This is a genomic window from Cryobacterium breve (assembly GCF_027594785.1).
Lineage (GTDB): Bacteria > Actinomycetota > Actinomycetes > Actinomycetales > Microbacteriaceae > Cryobacterium > Cryobacterium breve_A.
In genome coordinates, this window is record NZ_CP075584.1 from 3,908,150 (window position 1) to 3,922,417 (window position 14,268).

Consider the following 14,268-nt stretch of genomic DNA (forward strand, 5'->3'; position numbering starts at 1 on the left):
CATCGGGCGTCGGGGCCGTCATCCGACACTGTCCTGTCCGACACTGTCCTCGTCGTCGATGAGGCGGACGCGAGACCCCGATGAGAGCTTTCTTAGAAAACCCTGCTCGCCATGAGTCCGGACCGTGGTCTTTCACTCAGTGGAAACCACCACCTCGGGCTGCCGCGGACTCCGCAAGATAGTGCGATCACCTGTCATCGTCGCTAGGAGAACCCGTGTCCCCAGAAAACACCCGTGTCGCCATCATCGGCGCAGGCCCCGCCGGTCTTCTCCTCAGCTGGGCGCTGCGGGACGCCGGCATCGACTCGATCGTGGTCGAGAACCGCTCGCAGGACTACGTGCTCGCCCGGATCCGGGCCGGTGTCCTCGAGCAGAGCGCCGTCGAAACCCTCACCCGACTGGGGCTCGGCGAGCGCATCAGGACCGAGGGCCTCGAACACGACGGCATCTACCTGCAATTCCGGGGCGAGCGCCACCACGTCGACTTCCAGGAGGCTGATCGGCCGCAGCGTCACGGTCTACGGCCAGCAGGAAGTCGTCAAGGACCTCATCGCGGCGCACAACGCCGCCGGGTCCACGATCTACTACGAGGCGGCGGATGTCGCGGTGCACGACCTCGAGTCGAGCGCACCCCGGGTGACGTTCGCCCACGCGGGGGAGCAGCACACGATCACGGCGGACTTCGTCGTCGGAGCCGACGGCTTCCACGGCGTCTGTCGCGCCAGCATCCCCCGCGAAGCCATCACGCTCTACGACCGGAGCTACCCGTACGCCTGGCTCGGGATCCTCGCGAACGTGGCTCCGTCGACCGACGAACTCATCTATGCGCTGCACGAAGACGGGTTCGCGATGCACTCGATGCGTTCGCCGCACGTCTCCCGGCTCTACCTGCAGGTCGACACCGCAGACTCGCTCGAGCAGTGGCCCGACGAACGGATCTGGGAGAACCTGCACGCTCGCCTCGGCGTGCCGGGCTGGACCCTCCAGGAGGGCGAGATCACCGACAAGTCGATCACGCCGATGCGCAGCTTCGTGGCCTCCCGTCTCGCGTACGGGAGCCTCTTCCTCGCGGGGGACGCCGGACACATCGTGCCGCCGACCGGGGCGAAGGGCCTCAACTCCGCCATCGCCGACGTCACCATGCTCGCCGCGGGCCTCGCTGCTCACTATGCGGACGACGACGCCCTCCTCTCCGGTTACGGGGAGGCGGCGCTCCGCCGCCAGTGGCGCGTACAGCAGTTCTCGCAGTGGATGACCGACCTGCTGCACCGTAACCGGACCGACCTGCAGACGATGGAGTTCGACTACCAGAGCCAGCTCGGCCGTCTCGATTACGTCACGGGCTCGGCGCACGCCCAGCGCGAGCTCGCCGAACAGTACTCCGGCCTCCCGTTCTAGCCCCCCACTCCCGAGAGGAATCATCGCCATGACCACCACTGCAGCGTCACAACACGAGATCTCCGCGGAGATGCAGGCCATCGAGGCGGATGCCCGTGCCCGCGTCGCGGAGGGCAACGCCCCGGAGCCTGCACCCGCGCCGCGACTACCCGCCGTATCGCAGCTCGATCCTGCGGCACCCCACCCACGAGCTCGTGCGGGCGGACCCCGAGGAGATCGAACGGCACTCACCCGCCTTCGGGCACAGCGACGTGAGCCCGCTCGAGAGCGACCTGACCATCCAGCACAACGGCGAACCGCTCGGCGAGCGGATGACGGTGTCCGGGCGGGTGCTCGACGGCGAGGGGCGTCCGGTGCGGCACCAGCTCGTCGAGGTCTGGCAGGCCAACGCCGGCGGACGCTACGTACACAAGCGCGACCAGCATCCGGCTCCGCTCGACCCCAACTTCACCGGCGTCGGCCGGGTCATCACCGGGGACAACGGCGAGTACTCGTTCACGACGATCAAGCCAGGCCCGTACCCGTGGCGCAACCACCTGAACGCTTGGCGCCCGGCGCACATCCACTTCTCCCTCTTCGGCACCGCGTTCACCCAGCGCCTGATCACCCAGATGTATTTCCCGGGCGACCCGCTCTTCGCGCTCGACCCGATCTACCAGTCGATCACCGACCCCGCGGCGCGCGCCCGGCTGATCGGCGTGTACGACCACGACCTGAGCGTGCCCGAGTTCTCGCTCGGCTACCGGTGGGACATCGTGCTCACCGGTCCGAAGTCCACCTGGATGGAAAGTGAGGAAGCCCATGACTGAATCGCCTGCCGCTCGGTACGTGCAGACCCCCGCGCAGACGGTGGGACCGTTCTACGGGTTCGCGTTGCCGTACGACGGGGGAGCCGAGCTCGTGCCCGGCCACCACCCGCATGCGATCCGGCTGCACGGCACCGTCTTCGACGGCGCAGGTGACCCCGTGCCCGACGCCATCCTGGAAATCTGGCAGGCCGACGAGACCGGCGCCCTCAGCCGGAACGGGGATCCCTTGCCCGCGACGGTTTCGGCTTCACGGGTTTCGGCAGGGCCGCCGTGGACTTCGGCGGTCACTACACCTTCACGACGGTCGAGCCCGGACCGGTCGCGGGCGGTGCGCCATACGTGCTCGTCACCGTGTTCGCCAGGGGGCTCATCCACCACCTCTTCACCCGGGCCTACTTCCCCGGGCATGCGGAGCAGAATGCCGCGGATGCCGTGCTCGCCGCGGTCCCGGCGGACCGGCGGCACACCCTCGTCTGCGTGCCGGAAGGGACCGGGCCGACGGGCGCGGCCTCGTACCGGTTCGACATCCATCTGCAGGGCGACGACGAGACCGTGTTCCTGGATTTCGATGCCTGAGTCGTCAATGCCTGAGTCGGCGATGCCCGAGTCCGCGATGCCTGAGCTCACCGACGACGCGGGGCTGCTGGCCCCGCTCGACCACGGCAGCCGGGCCAAGGCGCTCACGAGCGATGCCGCGTGGCTGCAGGCGATGGTCGACGCCGAACTCGCCCTGACCCGGGCGCTCGTCGACGCCGCGCTCGCCCCCGAGTGGATGCTCGGCGTCTGCGACACCCTCGTCGACGCCGGCGCGCTCGACCTCGGTGCAATCGCCCGGGAGGGGCGCGACGGCGGCAACCCCGTGATCCCGCTCGTGAAGCACCTCGGCCTCGCCGCGGAACGCGTGCGCGCCGGGGCCTCCGACCACATCCATGTCGGCGCCACGAGCCAGGACATCCTCGACACGGCGGCGATGCTCGTCGCCGACCGGGTTTGCCGTGAGCTCGCCGACCGGCTCCGGGAATTCGCCGCCGCGCTCGCCGTACTCGCGGGGCAGCACCGGGACACGATCATGGCCGGTCGCACCCTCGGCCAGCAGGCGTCGCCCACGAGCTTCGGGCTCGTGGCGGCCGGCTGGCTCGATGCCGTGCTCACGGCCGCGACCGCCCTCGCCCGGGTGCGCGCCGGGCTGCCCGCGCAGCTCGGCGGCGCCGTCGGCAACCTCGCCGTGCTCACCGCCATCGCGAACGCCCGCTCCGGGGTCGCCGGGCCGACGGCAGCCACGTCGGGCGCTCCGGCCGTCGACGTCGTCACGGACCGGTTCGCCGCCCGGCTCGGCCTGCGTCGGCCCCTGCTCAGCTGGCACACCGATCGCCTGCCGGTCGTGGAGCTCGGGTCCGCGCTCGCCGCGGTGACCGGGGTCGCCGGGGCGTTCGCCCTCGACGTGTCCGTGCTGTCGCGCACCGAGATCGCCGAGGTGAGCGAGCGACTCGGCGCAGGCCAGGGCGGCTCCAGTGCCATGCCGCACAAGCGCAACCCGGTGACGGCCGTGCTCGTCACCGCCGCAGCGCGCCAGACCCCTGCTCTGCTGGGGTCGCTCTACGGCAGCCTGCTCGCGGAGGACCAGCGCCCGGGCGGCGCCTGGCACGCCGAGTGGCAGACCCTGCGTGACCTCGAGCGGCTCGCGGTTTCCGCGGTCAGCGGCGCGGCAGACCTCGCCGGGCGCCTCGACGTCCACCCCGGGCGGATGCGGGTCAACCTCGATTTCACGGACGGTCTCGTCTTCAGCGAACGCGTGACCACCCTGCTCGCCGAGGCTCTCGGCAAGACGCGGGCCTTCGGGCTCGTGCAGCGTGCTGCCGCGGAGTCCCACGAGACCCGGCGACCGCTGCGGGTGACGCTGGGCGGACTGCTGGCCGCAGAGGGCGCCGTCGGGGGAATCACCGACGCGCTACGGGCCAGGGCCTGGGCCGCGTTCGACGCTGACTCGGGACTCGGCCAGGGGCCGGCCGCGATCGGCCGGGTGCTCGCCCGGTACCGCGCCCACCTCGAGGCAGACGCGCCTCGTGAACCGGCGGTGCCTGGAGAACCGGCAGTGCCTGCCCACCGATCACGGAAGGTTGAATCATGACCCAGCCCCTCCTTCGTGGCACGATTCGCGCTGAGCCTTCCGATGCGCCTGGGCCGACCGGCCGGGCTCCGCTGCTCGTCCTCGGACCCTCCCTCGGCACCACGACGTCGCTCTGGGATACGGTCGTCGACGTACTCGGCGCCTTCGGCGACCCGCCTCGATCGGACCTGCGGGTGCTCAGCTTCGACCTGCCCGGACACGGGATCAGTCCGGTCGCACGGGAACCGTTCACGGTCGCCGAACTCGCCGACGCGGTGATCGCCCTCGTCGATTCCGCGACGGCCGCCGCCTTCGGTTCCGGACGCCCCACCGGAGTCCTTCCACTACGCCGGCATCTCGCTCGGCGGAGCGGTCGGGCTCGAGCTCGGTATCCGCCACCCGGGGCGACTGCTGAGCCTCAGCGTGGTCTGTTCGGCCGCGCGGATCGGCACTGCGAAGGGCTGGCACGAGCGCGCCGCGCAGATCCGCGCGAGCGGAACGCCCTCGATGGTGATCGGCAGCGCCGAGCGCTGGTTCGCTCCCGGATTCCTCGAGCGCGATCCCGCGGCGGGCGCCGGTGCGTTGAACCGGCTGCTCGACATCGACGACGAGTCCTACGCGCTCTGTTGCGAGGCGCTTGCCGGCTTCGACGCGCGCGAGGCGGTTGCCGGCATCGCCGTGCAGACGCTCTGCGTGGCCGGGGAACTCGACCTGGCCACGCCGAGTGCCCTCGTCGCCGAACTCGCGGCGGCCATTCCCGGCGCCCGGTTCGCCGAGATCGCGGGAGCAGCCCACCTGCCCTCCCTCGAGCGGCCCCGGGACCTCGCCGAGCTGCTTCGGGAGCAGGCTCGCGGCGACGCCCCCGGGGATACCCCCGGCAACGTCTGCGGAGCAGTCGCACGGAAAGGCCGTGGCCCAGGATCCGTCCGCACGAACTGCGGCCGAGGTGTACGCCGCGGGCCTGGCCGTGCGCCGGGCCGTGCTCGGCGACACGCACGTGGACGCCGCGACCGCCGCGATCACCCCGGAGACCGCCGACTTCCAGGACTTCATCACCCGGTACGCCTGGGGTGAGATCTGGACCAGGCCCGGCCTCGACCGGCGCACCCGCAGCTTCCTCACCCTGGCCTGCCTGATCACCGGCGGCCACGAGAACGAGCTCGCGATGCACGTGCGCGCCGCGCTCACCAACGGGCTCAGCCGCGCCGAGATCAGCGAGGCGATGCTGCACACCGCGATCTACGCCGGTGTGCCTGCCGCGAACTCGGCGCTCTCGATCGCGCGCAGCACGTTCGCCACCCTGGACGCTGAGCAAGCCGTGGCCGCGGAGCCCGGCACTGACTCGCCACCGACCCCGACACTTCCCTGAACCGGACCGAAGGACTGCTCCATGGATAAGACGTTCACCTCAGCGGCAGCCGCCGTCGCGGACATCCCAGACGGCGCCTCCCTCGCCGTCGGCGGCTTCGGCCTCGTCGGCGTGCCGATCGTGCTGATCCGTGCCCTGCTCGATCGGGGCACGACCGACCTCCGGGTCGTCTCCAACAACTGCGGCGTCGACGGCTGGGGACTCGGCGAGCTGCTGAGGGAGGGCAGGATCAGCCGGGTCATCGCGTCATACATCGGCGAGAACAAGGACTTCGCCCGGCGCTACCTCGGCGGAGAACTCGAGGTCGAGCTCACTCCGCAGGGCACCCTCGCCGAGCGGCTCCGTGCGGGTGGAAGCGGCATTCCGGCATTTTTCACCGCGAGCGGCGTCGGAACCCTGGTCGCCGACGGCGGCCTGCCCTGGCGTTACGGGCCGGACGGGGAAGTGCTGGTGTCCTCGCCGCCGAAGGAGACCCGGGTGTTCTCCTCGCTCGGCAAGACGCAGGAATACGTGCTCGAGGAGGCGATCGTCACCGACTTCGCCCTGGTGCGCGCCGCTCGCGGCGACCGGCACGGCAACCTGGTCTTCGAGAAGTCGGCCCGCAACTTCAACCCGCCGGCAGCCATGGCCGGCCGGATCACCATCGCCGAGGTCGACGAGCTCGTCGAACCGGGCGAGATCGACCCGGACGACGTGCACCTCGCCGGCATCTACGTACAACGGATCGTGCAGCTGAACCACGCGGATGCGCATGACCTTCCGATCGAGAAGGTCACGACCCGGCCGCGGCCGGGAGCCGCCCCCGCCGCAGCGGCCGCGGCATCCGCCCACACCGGCAGAACGGAAGGCTGACATGCCCCTGACCCGCAACGAGATGGCGGCCCGCGCCGCGCAGGAACTCGCCCCCGACAGCTACGTCAACCTCGGGATCGGCCTGCCGACCCTCATCCCGAACTGCCTGCCCGAGGGGGTGCACGTCATCCTGCACTCGGAGAACGGGGTGCTCGGCGTCGGTGCGTACCCGTGGGAGGGTGAGGAGGACCCGAAGCTGATCAACGCCGGCAAGGAGACCATCACCGTCAATCCCGGAGCCGCGTACTTCGACTCCGCGCAGAGCTTCGGCATGATCCGTGCCGGGGTCATCGACGTGGCCGTGCTCGGCGCAATGCAGGTCTCGGAGACAGGAGACATCGCAAACTGGGCCGTGCCGGGCAAGATGATCAAGGGAATGGGCGGGGCGATGGACCTGGTGCACGGCGCCGATACGGTGATCGTCGTGATGGAGCATGTCACGCGTGCAGGCGAGCACAAGATCGTGGCGGAGTGCTCCCTGCCCCTGACCGGCAAGCGCGTGGTCACCCGGATCATCACCGACCTCGCGGTGATCGACGTCACCGGGGAGGGGCTCGTGCTACGGGAGATCGCTCCGGGTCTCACCGTCGCGGAGGTCCAGGCCGCGACAGGTGCGCGGCTCCTCGTGCCCGCGGAACCGGGCGTCATCCGCACCCTGCTGTCGGGGGTCCGCGCATGAACGAGCGGATGCGCGATGTCGTCATCTGCGAACCGGTGCGCACCCCGATCGGGCGCTTCGGCGGGATGTTCGCCACTGTCGCACCGGCCGACCTTGCCGCCGCTGTGATCGCGGCCCTGCTGGAACGTACCGGCATCGACGGGGGCGTGATCGACGACGTGATCCTCGGGCAGGCCTACCCGACCGCGGAGGCGGCATCCGTCGCCCGCGTCGCCGCCCTCAACGCCGGCCTGCCGGTGACCGTCGGCGGGCTCCAACTCGACCGGCGGTGCGGCTCCGGCCTGCAGGCCGTGCTCGACGCGGCGATGCAGGTGCAGACCGGCATCAGCGACGTCGTCGTGGCCGGCGGGGTCGACTCGATGAGCCAGGCGCCGTTCTACACCGTCGATTCCCGTTTTGGAATCACGGCAGGGCCGGGCCTGCTTCTCCGCGACGCGCTCAGTCGTGGCCGGGAGACCGCGGGCGGCCGCAACTTTCCGGTTCCCGGCGGCATGCTCGAGACCGCGGAGAACCTGCGCCGGGAGTACGGCATCGGTCGTGCCGAACAGGACGAGCTCGCCGTGCGGTCGCAGCAGCGTGCCGCAACGGCCGTCGACGAGGGCCGCTTCGACGCCGAAATCGTTCCGGTCACGATTCAGGGGCGGAAGGGCGCCGTCGTCGTCTCCCACGACGAAACCCCGCGGCCGGACACGACCCTGGCCGGACTCTCCGGGCTGCGTCCCATCCTGCTGGGCACGGATGCCGACGCGACGGTAACCGCCGGAAACGCGAGCGGACAGAACGACGCCGCCGCCGCGTGCCTCGTAACGACTCCGGAGCGCGCCGCGGAGCTCGGGCTCACCCCGCTCGTTCGCCTCGTGACCTGGGCCAGGGCCGGCGTCGAGCCGTCCCGGATGGGCATCGGACCGGTGCCCGCAACGAAGAAGGCCCTCGAACGCGCAGGGCTCACCCTCGCGGACATCGACCTGATCGAGCTCAACGAGGCATTCGCCGCCCAGGTGCTCGCGGTCACCCGGGAGTGGAAATTCACCGACGCCGACTGGGAACGCACCAACGTGAACGGCTCCGGCATCTCCCTGGGCCATCCCGTCGGCGCGACCGGCGCCCGCATCCTGGCGACGGCGAGCAGGCACCTGCATCGTACCGGGGGCGGTATCTGCTCGAGACCATGTGCATCGGAGGTGGCCAGGGCCTCGCCGCCGTTTTCGAACGGGTGTAGTGGGAGGCGATCGCTGTCCGGGCGGGCCGGTTGGTTCCGCTGCCGACGGTCGTGCTCAGGCGGCCGGGGGCCGGAATCCGATCGCGAGCTCGGCGAGCAGGCGGGCGCCGAAACCGGTGGGTCCCGTGGTGCGCCAGGAGTCGTCGGAGTCCGACTGCATCGGGCCGCACATGTCGACGTGCGCCCAGGGGGTGTCGCCGACGAAGTCAGCGAGGAACAGGGCGGCGGTCGTCGCGCCGGCGTATGGCCCGCCGAGGTTCGACATGTCCGCGACATCCGAATTGAGCTGGTTGCGGTAGCGGCGGTCGAGCGGCAACTGCCAGACGGTCTCGTCGGTGAGGTCGGATGCGGCGCGCACCTGGTCGATGATGCCCTGGTCGTTGCCGAACAGCGCCGCCATCATCGGGCCGAGGGAGACGAGCGCCGCTCCGGTGAGGGTCGCAAGGTCGACGATGGCGTCGACACCCTCTTCGGTGGCCAGGACGAGCCCGTCCGCCATCACGAGCCGCCCCTCCGCGTCGGTGTTCTTGACCTCGACGGTCGTGCCGCCGCGGATAGTGAGGACGTCGCCCATCGCCGTCGCCGAACCCGAGGGCATGTTGTCCGTGCACATCAGGTATCCGGTCACGGCGTTCTCGCAGCCGAGTTCGGCCAGCGCCGTCATCGTCGCGAAGATCGCGCCGGCCCCGGACATGTCCATCTTCATCGCGAGGTGGGTGACGTCGCCCGGCTTGAGCGCGATCCCGCCCGAGTCGTACATGATGCCCTTGCCGACGAAGGCGAGATGCCCGGTCGGCTGCCCGGACGGGCGATACCGGACCTCGATCATCCGGGGCTCTTCGATGCTTCCGGCATTGACGCCGAGGAGGCCGCCGCAGCCGAGTTCGATGAGTTCCGCCTTGTCGAAGACGCTCACCTCGAGCCCGTATTGCGGCGCGAGGGCCTCTGCGAAGTCGCCAAAGATCGTCGCCGTGAGGTGGGAGGGCGGCGCGGCCGCGAGGTCGCGCGCGAGGGCCGTCGCCCGGGCGAGGGCGAGGCCGCGGGAGACACCGACCGCGTGTGCGGTGCTCCCGACGAGGTCGAGCGCCTCGAGGGGAATGTGTGTTGTCGCCGTCTTGAGTTCGAGGTAGCGATAGCGGGCGAGCAGGGCGCCCTCGACGACAGCGGCACTGGCAGCGACCGATTCGAGCCCGCTCGCGGCCTCCACGAGGTCCGTCGCGAGATGGCGTCCGTGCCGCCCGGCCCTGGCGAACGCGGCGGCGGCATCCCGCAGGGTCGCGGTCGTGAGGCGCCCCTGCTCGCCGACGCCGACGGCGACGAGGGTCGGGGCGGATGCCTGGGGCAGCACGAGCGTTTGGCCGACAGCCCCCGTGAACCCGGCCTCCGTGAGCGCAGCACGGTCGAGCCCGATAGCCGCGGGAACGGGCCCGTCACTCGAGACTGCATAGCCGGCGATCGTGGCGCCCGGACCGAAGTCTGGCGTGATCTCGACGCGCGTGCGCAGCGCGAGCGAGGGTCCGGGAGTGAAACTCGCGGGGATCAGTCTGTGGGGTTGGTGCGGCATCAGTGAACCTCGTTCCGGCTGTCGATTCGACGGTGAATGGTTTCCGCCGGCGCCAGTATATTGCCGCACAATGCCGCTCAGGGAGGTCGTCCGGGGAGGTTGTCGTCGAGTCTGTGCGGGTGCTCGCCGGCACAGTAGTGCCCAGGGGCACGGTGCGGATATCGTCTGCGCATCCCGGCGACCGCGGGTACTCTGGGGCTGTGGAATCCGAACGCATACCGCCGCTGTCCCTCGTGACCGACCAGACTCTCGATGTCACCGCGCATGTCCTCGCGGTGTCCTCGCGGTCGGCGGGCGCCGTGGTGACTTTCGTCGGCCAGGTGCGCGACCATGATCCCGATGCCGCGGGCACCGTGACGGGCCTCGACTACAGCGCCCATCCGGATGCCGGGCGCATCCTCTCGGAGATCGCCGCCCGGTTTCGGACCGGGAACCCCGCGGTCGAGCTCGTGGTGAGTCACCGGATCGGCCACCTCGAGGTGGGCGACCTCGCCCTCGTCGCCGCCGTCGCGAGTGCGCACCGTGCCGACGCCTTCCAGGTCTGCGAGCGACTCGTCGAGGCGGTCAAAGCCGAGGTGCCGATCTGGAAGAAGCAGTACGAAGTCGACGGCACCCACGCCTGGGTCGGCCTGGGTCTCTAGCGCCTCCGGCGACTCTGGCATCTCTGGCTTCCGTTCGCGTAAGGGGCGTCGCTCCCAATCGACCCGGCGTCTGCTGCACAGCGGTTCCGTAGCGGACCCGGCGCTCGGTCCTCCCTGGCGTACGAGCCTGTCGAGCGCATCGGGCCCGACGAGTCGGGCCCGTCGAGCCTGTCCCCGCTGTCGCGTTTGCTGCGCCGATCCTTCGCCGACTCAGTCGGTGCCGCGGAGAATCTGGCTTTTGCTGGTGAGGAGGGTGGGTCTCTGTTCGGGGTCGAGTGCGGGTGGTGGGGTGAGCCAGTATCGGCCGGTGTCGTCTCGGGTGATGCGCCAGTGTTCGTTGTGGAGTCTGAGGTGGTCGGCCCGGCAGAGCAGGATGCCTTGGTCGAGGTTGGTGGGGCCTTCGTCGTCTTTCCAGTGCTCGATGTGATGCGTTTCGGTCCAGGAGGGTGGTCGGTCGCAGCCGGGCCACATGCAGCCGCCGTCCCGAAGGGCGAGGGCGGCCCGTTGGGGCGGGGAGAAGGTGCGTTGTTCGCGGCCGAGGTCGACACCGTGGCCGTGGTCGTCGAAGGTGACGTTGAGGAGTCCGCTGTCGCAGAGGTTGCGTTCGACGGTTTCGGCCGAGACCGTGACCGCAGTGCCCTCGATGACGCCGGGCTCGAGTGCGGGCGTCTCGGTTCCGGGGCCCGACCCGACGTCGGATGCGAGCTCATCCCGGGCGGTGGGAGTCGAGCCGCCCGGTTCCGTTCCACCGGCTGCGGCCACGATAGACGTGGTCCCGGATTGTGAGGCGCCGGTGGGTGCGGTCCCGGTCTGTGCGGCTCTGGTTGACGTTAGCCCGGTGGGTGGCTTACCGGTCGACACGACCCCGGTCGGGGCAGCGCCGGTCGGGGCGGTGCTCCTGGGGCGGATGGTGACCATGCGCACGGCGGGGCTGCGACCCCCGGCGATGCGCTTCGGGTCGGCCATCACACCGAGTTTGATCAGAGCGAGGAACGCGTCCGCGGTGAGTTGTTCGGTCGTGCGCGGGTCGTCTTGCACCCGCTTCGCCCACGCGGCCTGCTCCTTGTCGACGAACCTCACCCCGCCGCGGCGCGGGCTCGTGATGGCGTCGTAGGTCTGCATCAGGTATTCGCCGTCTTCCGGGGCGAACAGGCCGACCAGGCGTACCTGCCCCGTGTGGAGCCGGTAGAACCGCAGGGACCGGTCGTCGTAGGCGGCTTTCTCGCGGGCGGCGATGCCGGCCTCATCGAGCACGTCCCGCACCCGGCGGGCCCGCTTGAACAACTGGTCCGCGTTCAGGGTTCGTGCCTCCGCGAGGAGCCGGCCGAGGGCGGACGCGAGTTTCTCCGGTGTGATCGCCCGGTCCAGGTCACCCAGACCCTTGCGGAGCGCATCGGCCTTCTCCACGCTCAGCCAGCCCTCGGCGAGGGCCCGGCCGATTGGGGCGTGCCACGGCGGCACCGCGGTCGGCGGAACCGGCGGAAGGTGCGGGGCCGTCCCGTCGAGGGGCGGCGGTCCGTCGTTCCCGTCGAGGGGCGGAGTCTCGTCGAACAGCGTCTGCGCCTCGGCGGCTTCCCGGGCGGCCTTCTCGGCGGCGTCGGCCTCCGCGAGGAGGCGGCCGACCGCGAGCAGCTTGGCCGCGTCGCCCTTGCTCGACCCGGAGATGGCCTGCAGCAGGTCTTCCGGGGAGCGATAACCTTTCCGGGCCGCGAGGCCCTTCCCGCCGAGTTCAGGCCGCGACCGGCGGGCCAGGGTCGCCGCGAACCATGCCGCCTGAGTGTCGAGCGCCCGCCGGGCACCGGCGATCAACACCTGCCCCTCCAACACGGCCTCGTCGGTGAGTGCGTCCACAACGGCCGACGAGCCGCCAAGCCCGGTGACGACATCCGCCAGCGACCGCAACCCGGCGAGCACGCCGCCCTGCACCGGCTCACGGAACACCCGGTCGGCGTGCGGCTGATCGGGTGAAGCGGGCGACTCCGGGAGGGTGGTCATGCCCCCACGTTACGACCGACCACCGACACTCTCTGAGCAAGACTCAGGTCTGTGGAAACCCCTCCTGATCAGGCACCTGGTGAGGAGAGTCCGTCATTTTTGCGGTCTGCAGACCCGGTCGGGACCCGGGGAGAGCCGAGTGAGGCTCAGCCTCCGGCGAAGGGGGGCAACACGTCGACGGTGTCGGTTCCGGCAAGTGGCACCGCGTCATCCGCTGCCCGGATGCCGTTGACCAGCAGGGAACAACGCGACAGGATTTTGGCGAACTCGGCGCCGTGCCGGTCGGACAGAATCATTCGAAGATCGCCGATGCTCGCAACGTCGACGGTCGTGGTCTCGCTGCCTGCGGCCTCCGCCGCGGCCGCGAAGAAACGGATGCCGGCCACTAGCGCGGCTCGGTGGGGTGCGTCGACGACCAGTCGAGGGCGAGCCGGGTAGCGGTCGCGCTTGCCTGCTCGACGTCTGCCGCAGTGCCGCCGTTGCGGGCAGCGGCGAAACCGACGAGGAACGTGCTGAGCGGGGCGGCGGGACGGGCGACGCCGTGGGCGACGTCGCGGGCGACGTCCAGGAGCACGCCGACCGGAACGTCGGCCGGATCGAGGTCGAGTCCGGCGGCGAGGACGGCAAGCCAGTCATCGAGGGCCTCGGGAGGCAAGGGGGTGGAGGTGCTCATTCGGTTTCGCTCCTCGGAGGGGTGGTGCTGATCGGGCTGGGTGCCGACAGGAGCGCGGTGCTCCACTCAACATCCTCCCACGTGTCCACGTCGCGGCCGCTGCCGGTCTCGTCGGCGACTCCGACGAGACGCAGCCCGGCCAGGAGGGCGCGCATGCTCGCCCCGCCTGCCCGGGGGCCCAGACGCGCGGCGGCGTTCCTCAGGGCGCTCGCCCGGTAAAGGCCGGCGAGCCACTGCGGGTGACCGTCCGGATCCGACAGGTGCAGACCGTCGATGGCGTCCGTGCCGGAGGTATTCGTGCCCGCACGATCAGCGACGGCCTGGTCAGCGAGGGCTGCGACGAGGGTGCCGGCGGCAGCCGCGGCCCAGGGCAGGTCGCACGCGAGCACGAGCAGCCACTCCGCCGGGACGGGTGCCGTGCTTGCGGGTGCGGGTCCAGCTTCGGGTGAGGGCGCAGTCTCGGGCCCGACTCCGACTCCGACTCCGAGTCCGCGTCCGGCCTCGGCATCGGCATCGGGTATCGGTTCGGTCTCGCGTGCGACGGACGTGGCTCCCGGTGTGGATGCGGATGCGGATGCGGATACGGGTGCCGGTACCGGCCGGGCGAGCGCGGCGAGGCCGGCGGCGATGCCCGCGACGGGGCCGCCGAACGGTGGGTCCTCGAGCGCCCAGAGCGCTCCGGTCGCCTCAGGACCGGCAGCGGAACGTGCTGACGCTGGCCCTACGATGACGACTCGACGGGCGAGCGTGCGCGCATCGAGCACCCGGGACAGTAGCGTTCGGCCGGCGACCTCGACGGCGGGCTTGACGGCGCCGCCGAGTCGGCTGCCGCGGCCGCCGGCGAGCACGATCAGGTCGATCGGCCCCGTAGCGGCCGGCCCCGAACCAATTCGACGGAGATTTTGCGCAAAATACGCGTTTTCGGACTTCCCAGGTGCATTTTTCCCCAAAACTCCGTCGAA

At 70.7% G+C, this 14,268-nt stretch carries 12 protein-coding genes and 3 pseudogenes; 10 read left to right on the forward strand and 5 right to left on the reverse strand.

The annotated features are described in order from the left end of the window. Positions 1-215 precede the first annotated feature (215 nt). The 9 genes and pseudogenes from KIV56_RS19065 to KIV56_RS19105 all read left to right on the forward strand — a co-directional run. Positions 216-1,398: pseudogene (locus KIV56_RS19065) on the forward strand (4-hydroxybenzoate 3-monooxygenase). 28 nt (positions 1,399-1,426) lie between these two features. After that, positions 1,427-2,207: pseudogene (gene pcaH, locus KIV56_RS19070) on the forward strand (protocatechuate 3,4-dioxygenase subunit beta). A gap of 270 nt (positions 2,208-2,477) precedes the next feature. Beyond that, positions 2,478-2,783 (forward strand): hypothetical protein, encoded by a 306-nt coding sequence (locus tag KIV56_RS20025; RefSeq protein WP_348648426.1) that lies wholly within the window; start codon positions 2,478-2,480, stop codon positions 2,781-2,783. A 37-nt stretch (positions 2,784-2,820) separates the two neighbouring features. Next, positions 2,821-4,335: a lyase family protein gene (locus KIV56_RS19080; protein WP_281534661.1), complete on the forward strand. Its 1,515-nt coding sequence runs from the start codon at positions 2,821-2,823 to the stop codon at positions 4,333-4,335. A 369-nt stretch (positions 4,336-4,704) separates the two neighbouring features. After that, complete coding sequence (locus tag KIV56_RS19085) at positions 4,705-5,388, forward strand: alpha/beta fold hydrolase (RefSeq protein ID WP_281536223.1); 684 nt, start codon at positions 4,705-4,707, stop codon at positions 5,386-5,388. Beyond that, entirely contained in the window at positions 5,312-5,683 is a 372-nt protein-coding gene (locus KIV56_RS19090) for a carboxymuconolactone decarboxylase family protein (protein ID WP_348648427.1), read from the forward strand. The genes KIV56_RS19085 and KIV56_RS19090 overlap by 77 nt, the downstream gene beginning before the upstream one ends. A 21-nt stretch (positions 5,684-5,704) precedes the next feature. Then, the gene (locus KIV56_RS19095; RefSeq protein WP_281534662.1) at positions 5,705-6,535 is read left to right on the forward strand and encodes a CoA transferase subunit A; all 831 of its coding nucleotides are present in this window, start codon (positions 5,705-5,707) and stop codon (positions 6,533-6,535) included. A 1-nt stretch (position 6,536) separates the two neighbouring features. Further along, positions 6,537-7,214, forward strand: a complete 678-nt coding sequence (locus KIV56_RS19100; protein WP_281534663.1) for a 3-oxoacid CoA-transferase subunit B — start codon at positions 6,537-6,539, stop codon at positions 7,212-7,214. A gap of 65 nt (positions 7,215-7,279) precedes the next feature. After that, a pseudogene (locus tag KIV56_RS19105) lies at positions 7,280-8,311 on the forward strand (acetyl-CoA C-acyltransferase); the annotation flags it as partial. 177 nt (positions 8,312-8,488) lie between these two features. Here the strand turns inward: KIV56_RS19105 and KIV56_RS19110 are convergent. Then, positions 8,489-9,997, reverse strand: a complete 1,509-nt coding sequence (locus KIV56_RS19110; protein WP_281534664.1) for a leucyl aminopeptidase family protein — start codon at positions 9,995-9,997, stop codon at positions 8,489-8,491. A 200-nt stretch (positions 9,998-10,197) separates the two neighbouring features. Here KIV56_RS19110 and KIV56_RS19115 point away from each other — a divergent pair, with 200 nt between their 5' ends. Further along, positions 10,198-10,638, forward strand: coding sequence for a molybdenum cofactor biosynthesis protein MoaE (locus KIV56_RS19115; RefSeq protein ID WP_281534665.1), 441 nt, complete (start codon positions 10,198-10,200; stop codon positions 10,636-10,638). A gap of 210 nt (positions 10,639-10,848) precedes the next feature. Here the strand turns inward: KIV56_RS19115 and KIV56_RS19120 are convergent, their stop codons facing one another. The 4 genes from KIV56_RS19120 to KIV56_RS19135 form a co-directional block, all read right to left on the reverse strand. Next, positions 10,849-12,633, reverse strand: coding sequence for an HNH endonuclease signature motif containing protein (locus KIV56_RS19120; RefSeq protein ID WP_281534666.1), 1,785 nt, complete (start codon positions 12,631-12,633; stop codon positions 10,849-10,851). Between the two features lie 146 nt (positions 12,634-12,779). Beyond that, a complete protein-coding gene (locus tag KIV56_RS19125; protein ID WP_281534667.1) occupies positions 12,780-13,019 on the reverse strand; it encodes a MoaD/ThiS family protein in 240 nt (79 codons plus the stop codon). Beyond that, complete coding sequence (locus tag KIV56_RS19130; RefSeq protein WP_281534668.1) at positions 13,019-13,306, reverse strand: DUF6457 domain-containing protein; 288 nt, start codon at positions 13,304-13,306, stop codon at positions 13,019-13,021. The genes KIV56_RS19125 and KIV56_RS19130 overlap by 1 nt, the downstream gene beginning before the upstream one ends. Further along, positions 13,303-14,154: a molybdenum cofactor guanylyltransferase gene (locus KIV56_RS19135; RefSeq protein WP_281534669.1), complete on the reverse strand. Its 852-nt coding sequence runs from the start codon at positions 14,152-14,154 to the stop codon at positions 13,303-13,305. The genes KIV56_RS19130 and KIV56_RS19135 overlap by 4 nt, the downstream gene beginning before the upstream one ends. Positions 14,155-14,268: the final 114 nt, after the last annotated feature.